This is a genomic window from Sediminicola sp. YIK13 (genome assembly GCF_001430825.1).
Taxonomy (GTDB): Bacteria; Bacteroidota; Bacteroidia; order Flavobacteriales; family Flavobacteriaceae; genus Sediminicola.
On the sequence record NZ_CP010535.1, the window covers coordinates 1,766,546 to 1,787,682 of the forward strand.

A 21,137-nucleotide genomic window follows, 5' to 3' on the forward strand; every position below is an offset into this window, starting at 1 on the left:
ATACATATATAACCAACCAAGACTAAACTGGCTTTTAATAAGAACATTTTGTAAGTTCATGAAACTTTTCCGACATTTATAAGCGCAAACAATGGATACTCCATTTACGTTATAACTAACATATTTTCAACAATGAAAAAATTAATCACACTAGCCGTTATTGCATTAGCTTTTACTTTCACTTCAGCTACTGCACAAAAGTTCAGTGGCATGGACAAGAGTCCAGCTGACATCGCAGCGTACCCATCGAGCTACAAAATCGCAGATAAATATGCCAAAATTGTATACAGCAGACCTCAGCTAAATGGGCGATCTTTATCAGAATTGGCCCCAGCAGGTAAAGTATGGAGAACAGGCGCAAATGAATCAGCAGAACTTACATTATACACAACAGTTAAAATTGGTGATAAAATGGTTTCTCCTGGTACTTATTCTTTGTTCACAATTCCAGGAGCAGATAATTGGACAGTGATCATAAACAGTAAATTGAACCAATGGGGTGCTTATTCTTACGATGAAAGTGCAGATGTTGCCAGAGTTATGGGCAAGGTCAGTAAAGGCGCGGAATCTTTGGAAGCCTTCTCTATTACGTTTGATGAAGACAATAACGGTAATTTGGTAATGGGCTGGGGCACCACTAGAGTAACGGTTCCTTTCAGCGTACCTATGTAATCATCACAAAATACAATATTTAAAAACCGGGGCATTTGCTTCGGTTTTTTTTATTGATAAACCATCGCCATTAAAATACCTTTCAATATTACCTTATAAATTAGAAGCTCCACACCATAAGTAATTAACTTTGACCTATGCTAAAAGACTACCTAAAATGGGCTTGGCTATTTCTTAAAAGCTCCAACTTTTATAGAGGGATTCTTTTAACAGTGGCTGTGCTCATCCCCTTGATCAGTTTTGATATTGCCGGACATTTGGCCTACGGCATATCCATTGCCATGGGTGTTTTTCTCAATGCCCCCAGTAATACTCCTGGAACTTTTAAAAGAAAGAATATCAGCACGCTTTTGAGTATTGGCCTCACCATGCTTGTCACATTGATCATTAATTACTCCAAGGTTCATTTTGTAGTCCTAATCGCGGCCTTGCTTTTTGTTTCCTTTTTTGTTTCCTTGATCGCCGCTTACGGGTTTAGGGGTTCATTAATTGCCTTCGCAGGACTCTTAGCAATGACTTTGGCCCTTGCCAGGGACATTTCTGAATTTGGCATTTGGCTGCATGTTGGCCTTATTGGTGTTGGTGGACTTTGGTTCCTGATCATGTCTTGGGCATTCCAATGGTTATCCCCTAAAAAAGATGAAGATCAATTATTATCCGAGACCTTATATCTCACCGGAAGCTATCTGAAAGTTAGGGGGAAATTATTGACCAAAAGGACCAAGAGGGAAAAATTACTTGGTGAGATACTTCACCTTCAGACCCAATTGACCGAAAAACACGAAACCCTTAGAGAACTGCTCCTGAGTGAACGGAAAAAAATTGGTCGTTCTGGTTTTGACGAAAAAAGAGTGCTTATCCTAATAACCTTGGTAGATATCCTGGAACTGGCACTAGCAAACACCTTGAATTACAACCAAATTGATGATCTTTTTGGAGACCAACACCATTTGCTTCCCTTTAGGAAATTGAATATAACCATGGGCAACCATTTACAGGTACTTTCGGAAATCCTAGTGCGCAATAAAAAAATACAGAGCAAGGATGAACTTTTGGAAGCTATTGAAAAGGCCCAAAATGCCATACGGGATTATCTATCTGAAGTGCCCTTGCCAAAAGGTCGTGAGGGTGCCATTATCCTTAGAAATTTATTGGATTACCAAGAGCAGCAAATTGAAAAGGTTCGCTCTATAAGAAGAGTCATGGCGAATGTTGGCAAGGCCAATAAAATAGCCCTCAAAAGAAAGGATGCCCATCAATTTATAACTACCCAGGAATACAGCTTGAACATCCTTTTACAAAATTTAAGTATAAATTCTCCCATCTGTAGGCATGCCCTTAGGCTGACCATTGCCGTTGGAGTTGGATTTTTATTAGGGACCTTGCTGGGAATCAGAAATCCATATTGGATCGTACTTACCTTGATCGTGCTAATGCGACCAAGTTATGGTCTTACCAAGTCGCGTGCCAAGGAGCGTATCATCGGCACCCTGATCGGAGCAGCAGTAGCAGTTTTGATCATCTTGGTGACCAGTAACACCATGGTTTATCAAATACTGGCGGTGATCTCTTTAACCCTGGCATTTTCACTCATCGTACAGAGCTACCGTTCAGCCGCCGCATTTATAACCCTTTTCATCATCTTTGTCTATGCCCTCATCAATCCAAATAGTTTCCAGGTGGTCCAATATAGGATTTTGGATACGGCAATAGGCGCAGGCTTGGCTGTTATTGCAAATTATACCCTATGGCCTACCTGGGAGTTTATGAACATCGATGGTTTTATAAAGGCAATGATCAAAAAGAACAAATCATATTTGTTGGCGATCCAAAGGCTTTACCACTCCAAAGAAATTACGGAACTAGATTATAAAATGCCCAGAAAGGAAGCATTTTTAGCGATAAGCAATTTAAATGCAGCCTTCCAACGTATGACACAGGACCCAAAATCGAAACAAAAAGAAATGGGACTTACCTACGACATAGTGACCTTGAACAACACCTTTCTATCTGCTCTGGCCTCCTTGGGAAGTTTTATACAAAATCATAAAACCACCGAACCCAGTATACATTTTGATGCCTTTATCGCCAATATCCATAATAATTTGGAAGAGACGGAAGCCTTATTGGATAAAGAAAAAAAACCTGAACTATTGGATCATATTGATATGGAAACCGCCAAAAAAGAGCTTCAAGATTCTTATAATGCCCTAGTTAAAGAACGCAATGCGCAAGTACTGGCCGGCGTGACCGTTATTGATCAAGAAATGAAGGTATTATTACAAGAGGCCCATTTAATCTCCAATCAATTGATATGGCTCAAAAGCCTCTCAGAAGATTTAAAAAAGAATACCGCTAAATACGAAACTGTATTTAGCGGGTGATCCTCTTATTATTGGTTGACTTTTTAGTTGACTTTTTTGCCGTCTATAAATACTTGCTCGGCGCTTAAATTTGGAATACTATTCTTGCGAACGGTCATGATATCATCATTTAAAATGACAAAATCGGCCATTTTACCAACTTCGATACTTCCTTTTTCGTTCTCCTCAAAATTTGAATAGGCCGCCCAAATGGTCATCCCTTTTAAGGCTTCCCTTCTGGACAGGGCATCTTTCATCTGGAATCCTCCTTCAGGATAGTTATCGGTATCCATTCTTGCCACTGCCGCATAAAAGGTTAGGAAAGGACTCACTTGCTCCACGGGAAAATCTGTTCCCAATGCCACCTTCCCGGCGCGATTTAATAATTCTTTAAAAGCATAGGCGCCTTTTACACGTTCTTTCCCCAATCTATCAGCGGCCCAATACATATCACTTGTAGCATGGGTTGGTTGAATGGAAGGAATAATTCCCAATTCAAAATAATCAAAATCTTCCGGGGCAATCACTTGCGCATGCTCTATTTTCCATCGTCTGTCCTCTTTACCTTTCAATGCCTCGGCATACGCCTTTAAGACAACTACGTTTGCCGAATCCCCAATAGCATGGGTGTTCATTTGATAGTCTGTAGCTGCGATCCTATCCACTAGGGCCTGTATATCGGCTACTGAGGTAACCATGGCACCAAAATGTCCGGGCTTATCGGAATAGGCTTCCTTCAAAGCTGCCCCTCTGGAACCTAAGGCCCCATCACCGTATACTTTTATAGATCTTACATTAAGCTTTTCGGTCTTAACAATGCCCTTATTTAAATAATAATCAAGATTTTCGGGGGTATTGCTCACCATGGCATAGACCCTAATGGAAAGGTCATCTGCCTGCTGCAGACTATCTATCAGCTCAATAGTGCTTCGGTCCAGACCGGCATCATTGACTGTGGTAAGTCCATAGCTAAGGCTGATACGTTCGGCATCTTTGAGTGCCTGTATTTGGGTTGCCCTGTTCGGCTTAGGAACCACGGCATCTATCATTCCCATGGGATTATCTACCAATATCCCTGTGATCTGGCCATTCTCTTTTACAATCTCTCCGCCACTAACATTTGTATTGGAAGTGATCCCTGCCATATCCAAGGCTTTTTGATTTACCAAATATGCATGACCGTCTACACGTTCCAAGGCCACGGGTGTATTTGGAAATAGCGCATCCAATCCTGTTTTTGTTGGGAATTCCTTCACTTCCCAATCATTCTGGTCCCATCCCCTACCTCTTATAAAATCCACAGGGTTTTTGGATTGAAACTCCTGGACCCTATCCAGTACTTCCTGATAGCTTTTGGTCCCCACCAAATCCACAATTTGCTGGTTGAGCCCTAGTCCATAAAAATGACAATGGGCATCAATCAAACCAGGGATTATGGTCTTACCACCAGCTGTAATGGTTTTTAATGAAGTATATTTATTATTGATTTCGTCCGAAGTACCCACGGCCACAAATTTTCCATCCTTGACAGCGAAGGCACTTGCTTTTTCAAAAGTATCATTGACCGTATAAATATGTGCATCCTGAACAATTAGGTCAACGGTTATTTTGTTTGGTGCACAACTGGCCAAAGAGATGGCCACAAGAAGTAGAAGTTTTTTCATGGAATTTAAATTGATTTTACCAAAAATAATGAATTACGACCAGCACACTGTCAATTCACAATGTTTTAGCAAAAAAAAATGTCCATCGCATTGATATTGCGATGGACATTTAAAACTAAAATGGAACTTTTTAAATTCTCAATTAAGACTTTTTTTTACTTAGCGTAAGAAATGCTCCCCCAATGAGTAAAGCTACACCTAGAATAGGCGACCATTGTACTGGATGCTTTGTTTTTTGGCTAATTTCAATAGGACCGAGATCCACTACTTTTTCTTTGGTCACAAAATTAAATCCGGTGTATACCATCATCAAAATTCCTAGGACGATCAATACCATCCCGATAGTTTTTTTTTGCATGTTAAAGATTTATCAGTTTTAATAAATTAGATAAAAAATTACTTTGAACCAAGGCTTAAAGCAAAAGGATTAAAAGAAGAATAATGATGATTACAGCACCAACGGAAAGATAAACTCCACCATTCATGGATTTTAGTTCTGCTTTTGTTTCACGAACTTCTATGCGCAACGCCTTTTTTTCCAAACGTGATAAGTCTGATTTGTCCATGGCTTTGATCTCATCCAATCTGGCCAAAAGGGTCTTAGCCAAGGCCGCATTATCAGCAGTGGTAGTAGACATTAATTCTGTTGCTGGTTCATTTACAGCCATCGCATTTGAGGGGATTAATGATAACATAGTAAAAGCCATCATCAAATAAATAGAATATTTTTTCATAGGGTTTGGTTTAGGCCTTTCGTTTTTTTTAGGCACCATTAAAATTGGACTATTTTTTAATATGATGTTAACTATAAACAATAAATTATTAACTCAAAGTTTAAACCATAAGTTATTAATTTTAGCGCTTTAGAGCATTTACACAATTCAGTATTTCCAATTTCTAAAGACCTCATATAAATCAGTTAACCAAAAGAGGCTAAGATGCTTATCTCAATTATTCCAAATCCTGGGTTATCACAAATTCCACCCTTCGGTTTCGTTGTCTTCCTTGGGCCGTGGTATTCTCCCGTATAGGTTTTGTGGCCCCGTAGCCATTCCAAGTGATTCTATTTTCTTCAAGTCCTAATTTTATCAAGTACCTGGACACTGCCTCAGCTCTTTTGGTGGAAAGTTTCTTATTGTATGTGGCAGATCCAATCTTGTCCGTATGGCCCTTAATAGTAACTTTTAAAGAACTATTTGCTTGTAGGTAGGCATAGAGTGCCTCTATTCCCTTCTTTTCGGAATCAAGAAGATGGGATCTATCAAATTCAAATAATACATCCTTAAAAATATGTGTAATATCCAGTTCATAATCTTCTTCCACAGACATGGACACTGGATCGGTCCCAACTAGAGAAACCATATCTATATAATAATAAGCCCCAATCTTCAGATCCTTTTTTGTGTCTATTTTCCTCGTAGAGGCATTGTTGTCAAAATTCCCCAGAATCATATAATTCTCTGTGCCCTCGGCAACAAACTCTGTACTGAGCTTTACCCATTTTTTATCGTTGGAAAGGAATTTTGAACCATTAATTTCCTGAAAATTAAAGGAGTTGTCGTCAATGGCATAAATCTGTGACTTGGACAGGTAATTTTTATTGTTGAGGGAGATCTTTTTTTCAGCAAACAGCACCCCGAGATTTCGGATGGCATAATCTGATTTTTCTGCCAGACTCACATAAAATGAAACCCTATACTTTTTGCCCTTCTCTAAGGTTCTAGTAGTTTCAGCCTGTATGTACTCCCTATAATCCTCAGGTGCGATCACATAAAAACCGGCATAGCCCTTGCCATGAAATGGCTCTTGTGTTCCTTTAAAATTTTCGTGAATCCCCATTAACTCACTGCAAGAATTGAAGTAATCCGTAGTTCCTCTTGTGGGGGTGCTCCAATGTGGTAAATCTATATTAAAATTCCCCATCCTTTTCGGGCATTCGGAATGTATTTCAAAACTTGGATTTTTAATAAGATTCTGAGCTGTGCCCAAAGAAACATTCACCAACAAAATTAGAGTCAATAAAGGTCTTAATCTTTGGAACATTATATATTTCGCTTTCTTTTAATTCTGAATTGCCAACACCTTTTTTCAAATTTAAAAAGGCCTCCCTATACTAGCCCTAATTTAGCAAATAAATAGATGGAATAAAATCTATACACTATTCCTGTTATGATATGTGGGATATCCCTGTTTGAAAAAGGAGCTTTAAAAGCCCTGGTCAGCTTATGCTAAAGAAGAAATATTGTGTAATTTAGGTTTTCAATCGCAACTAGGTTACTTTTATGTTCAAGCCAAAACAAAACGCCATGAAGTCCATTCTCTGTATGCATACTTTCAGGTTAACCGCACTCCTAATTTTATTTTCCAGCGTATTACAGGCACAGGTAGAAAAACGAGAACTCTTTCAACTGAAGACCTATACTTTTGAAAATGGGACCCAGGAACAATTGACTCATGATTATCTCCAAAAAGCCTTCATCCCTGCTTTAAAAAAATTAAAAATAGAGCGCGTTGGCGTTTTCAAAACAAGACCCAATGAAAAGGATACCTTAAACCAACTATTGGTTTTAATCCCTTTTAAAGATTTTGCCCAATTTGAAAGTTTGGAACAAAAACTGGCACAAGATGGGGACTATCTAATTCAAGGCAAGGAATATCTTCAGGCCCCTTATGACAAAGCACCATATCTCAGGATTTCATCCACCCTTTTAAAGGCATTTAAGGACATGCCCGTTTTAAAACCCTCCCCCTTAGATGGCCCCAGAACTGAAAGGGTCTATGAACTACGCAGTTACGAATCACCCACGGAAGAGCTGTATCGCAATAAGGTTAAAATGTTCAATGAAGGAGGGGAAATAACCCTATTTAATGAATTAGGATTTAATGCCGTGTTCTATGGGGAGGTACTTTCCGGGAGTCAGATGCCGAACCTAATGTATATGACCACATTTGCAAATCAAGAAAGCAGGGACGCCCATTGGAAATTGTTCGTTGACTCCCCTACCTGGAAATACCTATCTGCTTTACCTGAATATCAGAACAACGTATCCCTGAACCAACAAATCTTCCTTTACCCTACAGACTATTCGGATTATTGATTAGTCCTAATGCAAATAGATGCTTAGGTTGCCTATTGCTATAACCTAATTTATTACATGGTAAAGATAAAAGGTTTCCGAGCTGCTCCTTAACGGTTGTATTTCTCTTTTTCTATCCACTTCTCAATTTTTTCTTCTAGCAATACCAAAGGCAGACTTCCTGAACTTAATATTTGGTTGTGGAATTCTTTGATTGAAAAGGCATCGCCCAAGGCGGTTTCTGCCCTGGTTCGGAGTTCCCTGATCTTCAACTGTCCAATTTTATAAGAAAGGGCTTGTCCCGGGGCAACTATATAGCGCTCAATTTCCGAAATGATATCCGCTTCGGATTCCGCTTCGTTCTCCAATGAATATTGTATTGCCTCTTCCCTTGTCCATCCCTTGGCATGTATCCCTGTATCCACCACCAATCTGATAGCCCTATGAATCTCCATGCTCAGCATTCCAAAATACTGGTACGGATCTGTATACAATCCCAATTCCTTGCCCAAGGATTCACAGTACAGGGCCCAACCTTCTACAAAAACCCCCATTCCTTCTCCATGCAAGAAGGAAGGCAGCTTCTTATTTTCCTGTTGCAAGGACAATTGATAGTGATGTCCCGGAATAGCTTCATGCAAAAACAAAGCTTCATCCATGAATTTATTATATGTGGCCACATCTGGAATTGGCACATAAAAAGTACCTGGCCTGGACCCATCCTTGCTTCCTGTAAAATATTCCGCACTTGCAGATGCTTCTCTAAAGGCTTCTGTCCTTCGAACTTCAAATTGGCTCTTAGGTTTCAAATCGAACAATTTGGACAGATTGGGCTGCATCCGTTTGTGGATAGCCTTAAAGTTTGCTATAACCTCTTCAGGTTCATTAAATGGCATTTGATCCTTACTGTTTCTCACGAACTCAAAAAAACTATTTAAGTCGCCCTCAAAGCCAACAGAATCTTTGATCAATTCCATTTCACTCCTGATCCTGGCAACTTCCTCCAAACCCAATTCGTGGATTTCTTCGGCTGACAAATTGGTGGTCGTATGGTATTTAATCAAATATTTATACGCCTGTTTCCCATGGGGGAGTTTTGATAGTCCTACAGTCTCAGTACCTACTGGCAGATATTCCTCCAACAAAAAGAGTTTTAATTTTTCATGGGCAGGGGATATATCATCCAAGATCATATTTCTATAGGCATCTTTGAATCTAATCCTATCCTCTTCAGAAAAATTTTCAGGGATGTTTCTAATAGGGGCATAGAACAGATGGTCTTCTGCTTCAGCTGTTGCAAAACCCTCCAATTGTTCCAATACTTTTTGAATAATCACCCTGGGCAGCACCACATCCTTATCTATCCCACGTTGCATATTTAATATGGCCGTATCCAACCATTCCAAATAATCGTCTACCCTTTGTAACCAATCTTCATAATCTTCTACCGTATTAAAAGGTTGCGCTCCTGCCCCACTGGCCAGCAGCCCTACTTCGAGATGAAAAGAAAATATTTGATTGAGGGGTATTAGCTCAAAGGTGGGAAGATCGAACATGGGAGAAGGGATGGTTACCAATTTATTGGTCAAGCCTTCCCGCTTTATTTCGGCATCCCACGCCAAAACCTTAAGACTTAAAGCCTGGGCTGGGGTCAATATGGCTTCATCATATGCTTTGGCCATATTTAAAAAATAATCATAGTTCTCTTCCAGATCTTCCTGATACGGTTTTGAAATATAATCGGCTAAAACATCATTATATCCAGTTACTCCAGATTTTGTGGCCTCTAAGGGATTGATCCGCAACTTGAACTGATAATATTCTTGAAATAAGCTATCGATAGGTATGACCTCAACCACTGCCACCTTCTCTTCTTTATTTTTACAAGCGGTACAAAAAAGCAACAATAACAAAAAGGCTGTTGGTATGTATTTCATATCAGTATCGGTTTGAGCCAAAAATAAGGATTAAAAAGGAATCCCAACCACCCAAAATATCCAGCTGCAATAATTTTTTACCCATAAAATTATCACTTAGAATATAGGTCATGACCCTCAAAACGTCATAGAAATTTGAAAAGGCAGCTATGTGTTCATGTCTTGAAAAAGTTCCCGAACTTTGCCGATACGAGTTGATCCCCATGAGTGAAAAACATCCATCCAAATTAAATGAAACATCAGAACAAGAAACGCTGCAAGCACAACTTGAATCCTTAACCAAAGAGTTGGAGGCCATTCTGTTAAAGACGGGTAACTTCGAGAATATCCTCAGGACGCATCTGGAAAATGCCCTTATTGAAGAGCAGGAATTGACAGTGCTGTACAAGCAACAAAAAGCTGCAAAAAAGGAAAAAAGGCTACTCCAAAAGAAACGCGGCAAAAATTATAGGGAAATAGATGGACTGCAAACCATTACTATAAAAAAGACCCCAATAACCAACCCTGAGGAACAACAAGAAAAAAAACGACTTTACAGGGAGGCCATGCTGCACGTACATCCGGATAAATTTTCCATGCAGGCAGATAAATTGGACTTGGCTACCACCATAACCACTAAACTTATTGCTATTTACTCCAATGGGGATCTGGAAACCCTAAGGGCATTTCACGCACATATTTTCCAAGGAACCGATCTGCTTACAGATCATATTGTTCCACAGAAGGAGATTATACTACCAAAGAACAACTATTTACTTTTAGAAATCCAGAAAATGGCAATGCGCCTAGAGGAAGCCAAAAACAAACACACCTACAAAGTACTTATGGACTACGAGGATCCTATGATCTTTTTGGAAGAGCTAAAAGCCTATTATGAAGACCGACTCTTGAAGCTGAGAAAACGGACCAGAAAAGGATAGTCCAAGTGCTAAGATACCCGTACCAAACTTTCCTTGGAAATCCTTGGAAGACAAAGTTTTATCCATAAAAAAAGCCCATCATTTCTGATAGGCTTTAGTTTAATGTAATAAAAAGTATATATTAAATAACTTTTACATTTACTGCGTTCAATCCTTTTCTACCTTCCTGAAGATCAAATTCAACTTCATCGCCTTCGCGAATTTCGTCTACTAATCCAGAAATGTGTACAAAATGTTCTTTACCAGAACCTTCTTCTGCGATAAAACCAAATCCTTTGGTATCATTGAAGAATTTTACTGTTCCTTTACTCATCGTTAAAATTTAAAATTAATACGTATTTGATACAAAGATGCTACCAATTATTTTAACTAGCACTATAAAGCACAATATTTATTTTTGGTATCTCCACAACACCCTTAATTCATTCACCTATAAAGGATTGCACCAAATTTTTGTTTCCTAATTCCAAGTCTGGATAACGGTTAGAAATCGAACTTGTACTTAAATCCTGCCAGCGCTTGAAAGCCCTGCACCGGATAATTGGCCCATCTTTGGTAATCATTGTTTGCGATATTGCTCAATTTTAAAAACACCGAAAATTGCTCGTTAAATCGGTATCCCATATGGGCATTGGCATCAAAATAACCATCCAACGTAATAATGGTTGATGGATATTGCGATGGCTGCACGTTTTGAACCACCTGTGAACTTAAGTCTTCCCTTTCCCCCACATAAAAAATGTTGGCACCCATATACCAGTGCTCATCAATTTGATAATCCATAAAAAGAGAACCCGTCATATTGGGAAGGTTCCAAGCTGGGTTATCTGTTTCCGTATCATAATCATATATTTCTGCATTGATACCCAAGGAAAAATTTCGGTTGATATCCAAGTTCAATTCCCCAAAGATCCCCAAGGTTTTTATATCATCGTAAAACACTTCAAAGGAATTCCCGTAGTAATACCCCTTTTCATCATTCCTAAAATCATTAGAGGGATTTAACTTAAACAGGGGTTTTCTGTTTTCTGCAGTATAAGATCCTTTGAAATTGTAACTAAGGCTAGGAAGAAGCATTCCTTTTAGTCCAATATAGGCATCGTATTGCCTATCGGTCGGGGTAATCGTCAAAGTTGGGGAAACAAACGGATTATCTCCCACAAAATCATAAAAGGAGTTTTGCTTTAAATCCCCCTTTATTCCTCCATAGGCAATAACGTTTTCATCCAAGACCCGATAGGATGCCGTCACTGCTGGATAGATATAAAAGTTGCTCTCGCTATTTTCCGTATCCATACCATATACTATGTTGGCCCCTAAATTTATCCTTACATCATCACTTACGATCAAAAGACTTGGACTTACCCCTACTTGAAAATGACCGTAATTGATATCCCCTGTATTATTGGAATTGTTGACATCTGCATTTTTGAAAGCACCTCCTACATAGTCGAAATTTCCTGAAATAGTCAAAGACTGATCTGTTAGCGGAAATTCAAAAACAGGCTGGAATTTAAATCTATTCTCACCGGAATCCGTTACATCCCAAAAACGTCTTAAGAGCAAGTCTGCACCTTTAAAAAGGGCATCATTAACTTTCACATTTGCACCCAATTCTGCATTGTAATAATTTTGTTTTGAATCAATTCCGGCAACAACGGCATCGGGAAAGGCTCCTTCGGGAATCCCGTACCAATTATAGATCTGATGCTGTAGCCCTATGTTTGTGCCCCAACTGACATCCCTATCCTTTTTAGAGTAGGAGGCGTCTAACTTGGTATTGTAAAAATCATTGTCCAGGACCGTGCCATCTATATCCCCTCTAGAAGAAAAATGATTGAGCCCTATATCCAAACGCTCATCACGGTTAAACGCCCTGCTCGTATAGAAATCGAGCATAGCATTGTTATAGTTTCCAAGACCTAGGGCCAGATAGGAATTATAGAGTTTTTCCGGTTTGGCTTTCTGTACTTCCGTTGCCTTGCCTTTCGCAGGGGTAAACGTAGAAGCTACGGGAACGGAAAAAATATTGTAATTGATCTTTTTCTTTTGCAGAACGATGGAATCGTTCAGGTTGGGCATGGATTTAATTTTAAAGGCATCGGAGACTGTTGGGGTGTACGCCTTGGTCACCGTTACTGTTTCCGTACCGATATCATTTTTGTCCTTCTCCTGGGAAACCCCCAATTGACAAACGCCTATAATAGAAAGGATGCTTATATATATTTGCTTATGCATAGTGTTCTCTTTTTGCAAGGTGTATTTAATTCTTGTCAGGATTGATAGATGAATTGCTCTCCGCCTCCTTGGTTTTAATTTTGATAAGCTCTTGTTTGGCTTCATTTACTATCGCTGCATATTGTCCGAAATTGGTAATAACACTTTCCAGAATATAGGTTGCCTGAAAGGCATCGCCCAACGCATAGAAATTTTTGGCCATGATCACCAATCCTTTACCGCCCCATTCCTTATAGGCCGAAAAGTCCTTAGCTAATTTGGAAACCGATGCATTGGATGCTTCATAGTTCTTCGCTTTGTTTTTAAAATAGGCATCATAGTAATACGCTTCCGCAGCCAGTTCACCTGAAGCTATTTTTAAAACTTCACCATAAGCTTTTTGTGCCCTTTCCTCATTATTGGTAGCTATGGCCGATCTAGCGATCATAATTTGCGCATCACTCTTGATGCGGTCATCTATTTTAAAGGTGGCCAAAACCTTCTCTGCATAGGCAATGGTCTTATCGTAATTCTTTTGCTCGTAATATCCTTTCATAAGGTTAGATTGGGCAAAAGTGATATTCTGTTGGATGTCGGCCGTATTCTCCAATTGGCTCAAAAACGGAATAGCCGCGGTATAATTCTTATTACCCACATAAATTTCACATACCCGGGTCAACGCTTGTTCTGAATATTCGCTTCCGCCTCTGTTGGCTACAAAGGTGTAATGGGTTAGCGCCTTTTCTTTATCTCCTTTGGCAAAATACAATTGGGCCAGATTAAGATTGGCTTTTAGGGCATTTAGGCCTGATGGAAATTGTTGGATATAATTTTGATATCCTTTTATGGCAGCATCGGATCGCCCTTCTATATACTGTTTGTCCGCAGACTCAAAAGTAGCATTGTCCAAATCGGCATCGGTCACTTCCACAAAATCCAGGTTTTTTACCCAGTCGGCATATTCGTTCACCCTTCCCAGATCCACATAGATCAATTTGGCTGTGGCCACCGCTTGTATGGCTTCTTGCGTTTTTGGAAAATCGCGCACCACGGTTTTAAACTTGCCCAAGGCCTGATCGTTCTGACTGGCATTATAGTGCGCCAAGCCTTGGCGCATCAGCGCCTGTGGCACCAAGGAACTTCCTTTGTACTGGCTGATCAACTTGTCATAAGATCGCAATCCTAGATCGATCTTGTTCTCTTTTATGTAGGAGTTCCCCAATTCAAAAAGGGCATCGTCCATTAGGGTAGAAGTAGTATACTTTGTCGTAAAACTGTTCAATTCTTCTATTTTGGTAGCCGTTCTATCCACAAACCCATAGGAAAGGGCTTTTTGGAATGCCGCATAATCCTTTTCCGGACCACTCAGTGCCAATGCCTGATTATAGGCTTCCATGGCAGGCCAGTATTTACTGCTTACAAAATGGCTATCTCCCAAACGCAGATAGGCATCGTGCAATTTATTGGTGTCCGAAGGATTTGCAGCGGAATATTTTGAAAAATACGAAGCTGCATTGGTATAGTCCTTAAGTTTAAAATAGGTATATCCCAAATTATATGGCAGATCCCTGTACTCTGGGATGTTGCGTGCATTGGGGTTGGCCTGGAACTGGACAAAATCTACCAAGGCATCCTTATAATTGTTCAAAAGATATTGGGCTTCGGCTTTCCAATATTGTGCTCTGGCCTTAAAAGTACCATCTTCCGCACTTGCCAAAGATTTTTTGAAATTCTCTACAGCACCTTGATAGTCTGCATCTATAAAAAGTTCAATCCCTCTATAGTAGGCTACTTTTTGGTACGTGGCCTTGCTGGCGTAATTTTTATTTTCTTCCAAGAGGGTCATTGCCCCTTTAAAATTCTTTGAGGTGATATAGGAATCCACTAAAAGTTCCTGGATTTCCTTGGTCTCTGCACTCCCTGGATATTTTTCCATATAGGTTGTCAGTACCTTGGGGACACTCTCGTAGGCATTTCCAATTTCGTAACTCAAGCGCGCATAGTTCAGATAGGCATCTTTCTGAATTTCCGGCACAAAATCCATTTGGGAGGAATTTCTAAAAGCGTTCAATGCTTCCTGCTTTTTGTCCAACTTCAAATAACATTCCGCCAAATGATAATAGGCATTTTGGGCAACGCTATTGTCCCCTCCTATTATTTTATTGAACTGTTGAATGGCATTTGCAAAATCTCCCTGTTTGTAATAGGAATAGCCCAAGAAATAATAATCCGTATTGCTCAATTTACCTTTCTTGCCCTTGTACTCTTCCAAATAGGGAATGGCGTTGCTGTACTGTTTAAGGTTGAAGTAGCTCTCCCCGATAATTTTATTGAGTTCAGAAATCTCCAATCTATCTGCCTTTGGCAATTGTTTTTTAGCCAATTCGATGGCCTTTTCAAAATTACCAAGCTTAAAGTTCATATCAGCCTGGTAATAGGATAGGTTTTCATCCAATAGCCTTTGATCGGTAATCTGATCAAAGCGGGCACTGGCACCTGCATAATCGTCATTCTGATACGCAATGAATCCCAGGTAGTATTTGGCCTGTGACCCATATTTAGGGGAATTGGTAACCTTATTAAGATATTGTTCCGCTTCTTTGGATCTATTGGAAGAAAAGAGGGAGTATCCGTTATTAAAATTAAAACGGTCCCTATCTACTCTGGAAATAGAACCTTGGTCTACCTTCCCATACCATTTTAAGGCATACGGATATTTCCCAGTTTCAAAATAATAATCGGCCACATCAAAGAAGGCCGAATTTCTTTTGGTAGAGGTGGGATACTGTTCCACAAAATCCTCCATAAGGCGATCTGCCCCAATCTGGTTCAGCCGAATGGCGGCATTGGCCGCATAGTAAGCACTATTGGCCTGGACCTCCAAATCATCGGTGTTGGATTTCACCTTGTCAAAAATAGTCTGGGATGCCTGATACTGTTTGTTATTGTAAAGCGTAAGTGCTTCCTGATAATCCTTTTCATTATGGGTGTAGATCTTGGATTCTTGGCCATAGCCAATCCATACCATCCCCGTAAGACACAGTATTAAAGCGGTTTTTTTATTTCGCATAATGTTCTCTAGCTGTTTAAAATTAACCGTATATGAATTTATATAACGTTAAAAATTGTGCTTAAGTATTCTTGTAAAGCTACATTTTACATGCCTTTTTTCAGAACGCCCAAGAACAGTTGAACTTAACAAAATCCATGCCTTGTTTAACTTAATTTAAGGCGAAAGATATATATTTTTAAAAGACCTTGATTTCTTTTAACAAGAACTTATTACCTTTATCTCCATATTCAGAAACATGAGCGAAAGCATATTGCATTTAGAGAACGTATCCGTTTTCCAGAAGGAAAATTTAGTGCTCAACGAAATCAATTTAGAAGTAAAAAAAGGAGAGTTTGTGTACCTCATTGGGAAGACCGGGAGCGGCAAAAGCAGCTTTATGAAATTGCTCTACGGAGACCTGCCACTATTGGAAGGATCGGGCCAGATCGTAGATTTTGACCTCAAGACCCTGAAAGAAAAAGATATTCCCTATCTACGAAGGAAATTGGGTATCGTTTTCCAAGATTTTAAATTATTGCCCGATAGGAGCATCAATAAAAACCTACGTTTTGTTCTAAAAGCTACTGGCTGGACAGATGACAATTTAATGGATGCCAAGATTGAGGAGGTCTTGGGGAAAGTAGGCATGAAGACCAAAGGCTTTAAATTCCCTCATGAGCTTTCAGGAGGCGAACAACAACGTATTGCAATTGCCCGCGCCCTTTTGAATGATCCCGAACTAATTTTGGCAGATGAGCCAACCGGTAACCTGGACCCGCAGACCAGCGTGGAGGTCATGAAGGTTTTGCAAGAGATCAACGCAACCGGACGTACCATTTTAATGGCTACCCATGATTATGCACTGATCTTGAAGTACCCTTCAAAAACCTTAAAATGCGACGGCAATAAAGTGTTCGAAGTGGTTCAAAAGGCCATTTAACACCTATTATCTACCAACGAGGTCAAGCGTCCATGATCATAAAAAAACAAATTTATAGAGCTGACAAAAAGGTGAATCCCCTTATTGGTATTCTCCTCTTCTTCATTTCACTACTCCTATTTGCCCTCACGGTCCCTTTTGGCTTTGTCTATGCACTTTTTTACAAGCTTTTTAAAAGCGGACTCACGGGAATTGGCGAGTATGCCCTTAAAATAGCCATCTCGGTAGACCAATTGGGCAATGTTACCATGCAGCATCTTTTAAATTTTCTATGGATCAAGGAAGGCGGGTACTATTTTGGGAATAGGGACGAGACCATTTCCAGTGCCATTGGCCGGAACAAAAAACTGGGCACCCTCACCTTTTTTGGTCGCGCCATAGACAAACTGTTGGATACCATAGACCCCAACCATTCCCTCAACTCCATAGATTATTACATAGAACCTACAGAAAAAATTATAGACAAGCTCGCATGGATCCATTTGGTGGAGGGGAAAATATTAAGCACCCGCAGTAATGGCAAGACCAAATATTACATTCCCGGAGGAAAAAGGGAATTGGGGGAAACGGATTCCTTGACCTTGGTCAGGGAAATCAAAGAAGAACTCAGTGTGGACATAAAAGTACCCTCATTGGAATTTATAGGTATTTTTGAAGCCCAGGCGGACGGACACAAACCTGGTATTTTAGTACGCATGACCTGTTATGCCGCACAATACCAAGGTGAATTGGCCCCCGATTCAGAAATTGAGGAAATGGTATGGCTTACCTATAATGACAGGAGTATGGTCTCCGCTGTGGATCAATTGATTTTCGATTTCCTATACCATAAAGGTGATCTAATAAAATAGCGTTTTTCCTATTGCCGAAACTTTTTTGTTTCTTTGCCGCGATCACATACTAAAAAACACATGGAAATACTTGGGATAGATATAGGTGGCTCTGGAATAAAAGGGGCATTGGTAAATGTTGAAACAGGAGAAATGCTTACCGAACGTTACAGAATACCTACCCCAAAATCCAAAAAACCCGCCGATATAGCGGAGGTAGTTTCACAAATTGTCACCCACTTCAACTATACAGGACCTGTAGGGTGTGGCTTTCCTTCCATTATCAGACACGGAGTTTGCAAGTCACAAGGTAACCTACATAAATCATGGGTCGGCGTTAAGGTGGACGATCTTTTTACCGAGGCAACGGGACAACCTTTCCATGTAATCAATGACGCCGATGCAGCCGGTTGTGCCTGTATGAACTACGGTATTGGTAAGGGCGAAAAAGGATTGGTGATCATGATCACCATTGGTACCGGTTTGGGTAGTGGCGCCTTTTTTAATGGGGAGTTGATCCCAAATTTTGAACTGGGACAAATTCCATATAAAAAATACGATAAGATAGAATCATGGGCTGCTGGGTCCGTGAAGGATAAAAAGAACATGAGTTACAAAAAGTGGGGCAAGCGATTTAATAAATTCTTGAATTACGTGGATTTGATCGTCGCTCCCGATTTGATCATCCTAGGGGGTGGGGCCTCAAAAGACTGGACAGAATTCAAGGACCAGATTAAGGTGGATACCAAGGTTATCCCAGCAGTATTGGAAAACACCGCAGGAATTATAGGTGCTGCTTCCGCTTGCAGTAAGCTTTAAATAATATTTTAAATACAAAAAGCCCCGAACCAATGGTTCGGGGCTTTTTTATGAATTTAAAAATAAACTTAAGCGATTTTGAAACGCTTACGATCATTTTCAGTTAAATGTATTTTCCGTAAACGGATATGTTTTGGAGTTACCTCAACATATTCATCTTTCTGAATGTATTCCAAAGCTTCCTCCAATGAAAATTTAATGGCAGGAACAATTTTAGCCTTGTCGTCTGCTCCAGAAGAACGAACGTTTGACAACTTTTTAGTTTTGGTGATATTGATGGTCATATCATCACCTCTAGAGTTCTCTCCAATCACCTGACCTTCGTAGATATCTTCTCCCGGATCTACAAAGAACTTACCTCTATCCTGTAATTTATCAATAGAATAAGGAATAGATTTTCCTAATTCCATGGATACCAAAGAACCATTTTGACGTTGTGGAATATCACCTTTCATCGGTTGGTATTCCAAGAATCTATGAGACATGATGGCTTCACCGGCAGTAGCGGTCAATAATTGGTTTCTTAAACCAATAATACCTCTAGATGGAATTAAAAATTCACAAACCATACGGCTTCCTTTAGCTTCCATACTAGTCATTTCACCTTTACGTATAGAAACCATTTCTACGGCTCTACCAGAAACTTCCTCTGGTAAATCTATAGTTAACTGCTCTATTGGCTCACATTTAACACCATCAATTTCTTTGATGATCACCTGTGGCTGACCAATTTGCATTTCGTAACCTTCACGACGCATAGTTTCGATCAAAACAGATAAGTGCAATACACCTCTACCAAAAACCAAGAATTTATCGGCACTATCAGTAGCATTAACACGTAGTGCTAAGTTTTTCTCTAGCTCACGCTCCAAACGATCCTTAATATGACGGGATGTTACAAATTTACCATCCTTACCAAAAAACGGACTATCGTTAATGGTGAACAACATACTCATTGTTGGTTCATCTATGGCAATTGTTTTTAAGCCTTCTGGATTTTCGATATCGGCAACGGTATCACCAATTTCAAATCCTTCCAAACCAACAATAGCACAAATATCACCTGTTTTAACTTCTTGTACCTTTAATCTACCAAGCCCTTCAAACGTGTATAGTTCTTTGATTTTTGTCTTTACAATTTTACCGTCACGTTTCACCAAAGAAACCTGTTGTCCTTCTTTTAGCTTTCCTCTCAATAATCTACCAATGGCAATACGCCCGGTAAAAGAAGAGAAATCCAAGGAAGTGATCAACATTTGAGTATTTCCTTCTTTAGCTTCGAAAGTTGGAACATGCTCTATCACCATATCCAATAATGGCTCTATATTGTCTGTTTCGTTTTTCCAATCATCGCTCATCCAGTTGTTCTTTGCAGAACCATAAACGGTTGGAAAATCTAGCTGCCATTCTTCGGCACCCAATTCAAACATCAAATCAAATACTTTTTCGTGCACTTCTTCCGGAGTACAGTTTTCTTTGTCAACTTTATTTATTACAACACAAGGTTTCAAACCAAGATCGATTGCTTTTTGCAAAACAAAACGTGTTTGTGGCATTGGACCTTCAAAGGCATCTACCAATAACAATACCCCGTCGGCCATGTTCAAAACACGCTCAACCTCACCACCGAAATCGGCGTGACCAGGAGTATCAATAATATTAATTTTTGTTCCCTTATAAACTACCGAAACGTTCTTAGAAGTAATAGTAATACCTCTTTCGCGTTCCAAATCGTTGTTGTCCAAAATTAAATCACCAGTGTTCTGGTTCTCCCTGAACAATTGGCAGTGGTACATAATTTTATCCACTAACGTAGTCTTACCGTGGTCTACGTGGGCAATAATTGCAATGTTTTTTGTTGCTGACATAACTATAATTTAAAAGCATTCTATGTTCCTGAATGCGCGCGCAAAGATACTCCTTTTTTTTAACCTTTTGACAAAAGGATGATTTTTCTTAATATATTGATTTTGAAGCAGTTTCACGAAGGACCCGCACCATATATTTTTTGAATGTAATTGGGTTTTAAACGCTTAAACCAAGGCCTGTATACTATGTAAAGGCCTTGGTTTTAATTCCTCGCATATTTGGATTTGCAACCTATTGTTGCTCATCTGCTGATGGACCATACGTAGCGGGTACCGGCTGGTCCAATAATCGGAGGCACACCCCCAACTGCGCCCTATGGTGCGGCAATTGATTGAGCACCATACCCCTTAAGACTTGATATTTTGGCATTTCCATCACTGTTTTACCCCCTTGGATCATTTTCCAATGTTTATCAAATTCACTATTGGGGACTTTTAGAGATTTTTTGGCCTCCTCGGCCGAGGATTTCAGATTCTTTACCATTTCCTCCACACTTTCGTTAATGGGCGGCTTGTAGTCGTCCATGGACATTTCATCCTGTGCCATGGTACCTGTAACCCAACCGGGTATCTCTGCCAGATGACTTCCCAACTGTTTTAGGGACATTGATTTTGGATGGGGCCGCCAATTCAATTTATCTTTTGGAATGCGCTTTAAGAATTTTTCCGTCAGCGCCACTTCATGTTCCAATTCTGCAATTAACATATCTTGTAATTCCATGATGATTTAGTTAATGGTTAATCCTTTAAAATACGGAATATTACGATGCCCGAAAAA

General features: G+C 39.8%; 17 protein-coding genes. 7 read left to right on the plus strand and 10 right to left on the minus strand.

Annotated elements, in window-relative coordinates; all coding sequences use genetic code 11:
* Positions 1–132: 132 nt before the first annotated feature.
* Positions 133–672: a DUF2911 domain-containing protein gene (locus SB49_RS07845; RefSeq protein ID WP_062055446.1), complete on the plus strand. Its 540-nt coding sequence runs from the start codon at positions 133–135 to the stop codon at positions 670–672.
* A gap of 137 nt (positions 673–809) precedes the next feature.
* On the plus strand, positions 810–3,056 hold the full coding sequence (locus SB49_RS07850) for an FUSC family protein (protein ID WP_062055448.1): 2,247 nt from the start codon (positions 810–812) through the stop codon (positions 3,054–3,056).
* A 23-nt stretch (positions 3,057–3,079) separates the two neighbouring features.
* Here SB49_RS07850 and SB49_RS07855 read toward each other — a convergent pair whose 3' ends face one another.
* The 4 genes from SB49_RS07855 to SB49_RS07870 form a co-directional block, all read right to left on the minus strand.
* The gene (locus SB49_RS07855) at positions 3,080–4,699 is read right to left on the minus strand and encodes an amidohydrolase (RefSeq protein ID WP_062055450.1); all 1,620 of its coding nucleotides are present in this window, start codon (positions 4,697–4,699) and stop codon (positions 3,080–3,082) included.
* A 142-nt stretch (positions 4,700–4,841) separates the two neighbouring features.
* A complete protein-coding gene (locus SB49_RS07860) occupies positions 4,842–5,057 on the minus strand; it encodes an LPXTG cell wall anchor domain-containing protein (protein ID WP_062055452.1) in 216 nt (71 codons plus the stop codon).
* Between the two features lie 55 nt (positions 5,058–5,112).
* Entirely contained in the window at positions 5,113–5,433 is a 321-nt protein-coding gene (locus SB49_RS07865) for a hypothetical protein (protein WP_062058991.1), read from the minus strand.
* A gap of 217 nt (positions 5,434–5,650) precedes the next feature.
* Complete coding sequence (locus SB49_RS07870; protein ID WP_062055454.1) at positions 5,651–6,742, minus strand: OmpA family protein; 1,092 nt, start codon at positions 6,740–6,742, stop codon at positions 5,651–5,653.
* Positions 6,743–7,005: 263 nt separating this feature from the next.
* Here SB49_RS07870 and SB49_RS07875 point away from each other — a divergent pair, with 263 nt between their 5' ends.
* Positions 7,006–7,797, plus strand: coding sequence for an NIPSNAP family protein (locus tag SB49_RS07875; protein ID WP_062058993.1), 792 nt, complete (start codon positions 7,006–7,008; stop codon positions 7,795–7,797).
* An 89-nt stretch (positions 7,798–7,886) separates the two neighbouring features.
* Here the strand turns inward: SB49_RS07875 and SB49_RS07880 are convergent, their stop codons facing one another.
* On the minus strand, positions 7,887–9,713 hold the full coding sequence (locus tag SB49_RS07880; protein WP_062055456.1) for a DUF885 domain-containing protein: 1,827 nt from the start codon (positions 9,711–9,713) through the stop codon (positions 7,887–7,889).
* 149 nt (positions 9,714–9,862) lie between these two features.
* Between SB49_RS07880 and SB49_RS07890 the strand changes: the two genes are divergently transcribed.
* Positions 9,863–10,633 carry a hypothetical protein gene (locus tag SB49_RS07890; protein ID WP_145758366.1) on the plus strand — a complete coding sequence of 257 codons (771 nt, stop codon included), beginning with the start codon at positions 9,863–9,865 and terminating at the stop codon, positions 10,631–10,633.
* A gap of 121 nt (positions 10,634–10,754) precedes the next feature.
* Here SB49_RS07890 and SB49_RS07895 read toward each other — a convergent pair whose 3' ends face one another.
* The 3 genes from SB49_RS07895 to SB49_RS07905 all read right to left on the minus strand — a co-directional run bounded on the left by SB49_RS07895 (position 10,755) and on the right by SB49_RS07905 (position 15,920).
* A complete protein-coding gene (locus SB49_RS07895) occupies positions 10,755–10,946 on the minus strand; it encodes a cold-shock protein (RefSeq protein WP_062055462.1) in 192 nt (63 codons plus the stop codon).
* Positions 10,947–11,116: 170 nt separating this feature from the next.
* Positions 11,117–12,871, minus strand: a complete 1,755-nt coding sequence (locus tag SB49_RS07900; protein ID WP_062055464.1) for a TonB-dependent receptor — start codon at positions 12,869–12,871, stop codon at positions 11,117–11,119.
* A 25-nt stretch (positions 12,872–12,896) separates the two neighbouring features.
* Complete coding sequence (locus SB49_RS07905) at positions 12,897–15,920, minus strand: tetratricopeptide repeat protein (RefSeq protein ID WP_062055466.1); 3,024 nt, start codon at positions 15,918–15,920, stop codon at positions 12,897–12,899.
* Positions 15,921–16,158: 238 nt separating this feature from the next.
* Between SB49_RS07905 and SB49_RS07910 the strand changes: the two genes are divergently transcribed.
* Genes SB49_RS07910 through ppgK form a run of 3 tightly spaced genes read left to right on the plus strand, consistent with a single transcriptional unit; the run spans position 16,159 to position 18,491 of the window.
* Positions 16,159–16,842: a cell division ATP-binding protein FtsE gene (locus tag SB49_RS07910; RefSeq protein ID WP_062055467.1), complete on the plus strand. Its 684-nt coding sequence runs from the start codon at positions 16,159–16,161 to the stop codon at positions 16,840–16,842.
* Between the two features lie 32 nt (positions 16,843–16,874).
* Complete coding sequence (locus tag SB49_RS16265) at positions 16,875–17,693, plus strand: NUDIX hydrolase (protein ID WP_145758367.1); 819 nt, start codon at positions 16,875–16,877, stop codon at positions 17,691–17,693.
* A 60-nt stretch (positions 17,694–17,753) separates the two neighbouring features.
* A complete protein-coding gene (ppgK, locus tag SB49_RS07920) occupies positions 17,754–18,491 on the plus strand; it encodes a polyphosphate--glucose phosphotransferase (protein WP_062055469.1) in 738 nt (245 codons plus the stop codon).
* A 68-nt stretch (positions 18,492–18,559) separates the two neighbouring features.
* On the opposite strand, the gene typA is transcribed toward ppgK, so the two are convergent.
* Positions 18,560–20,359 carry a translational GTPase TypA gene (typA, locus tag SB49_RS07925; protein ID WP_062055471.1) on the minus strand — a complete coding sequence of 600 codons (1,800 nt, stop codon included), beginning with the start codon at positions 20,357–20,359 and terminating at the stop codon, positions 18,560–18,562.
* A gap of 232 nt (positions 20,360–20,591) precedes the next feature.
* Entirely contained in the window at positions 20,592–21,080 is a 489-nt protein-coding gene (locus SB49_RS07930; RefSeq protein ID WP_062055473.1) for a DinB family protein, read from the minus strand.
* Between the last annotated feature and the right edge of the window lie 57 nt (positions 21,081–21,137).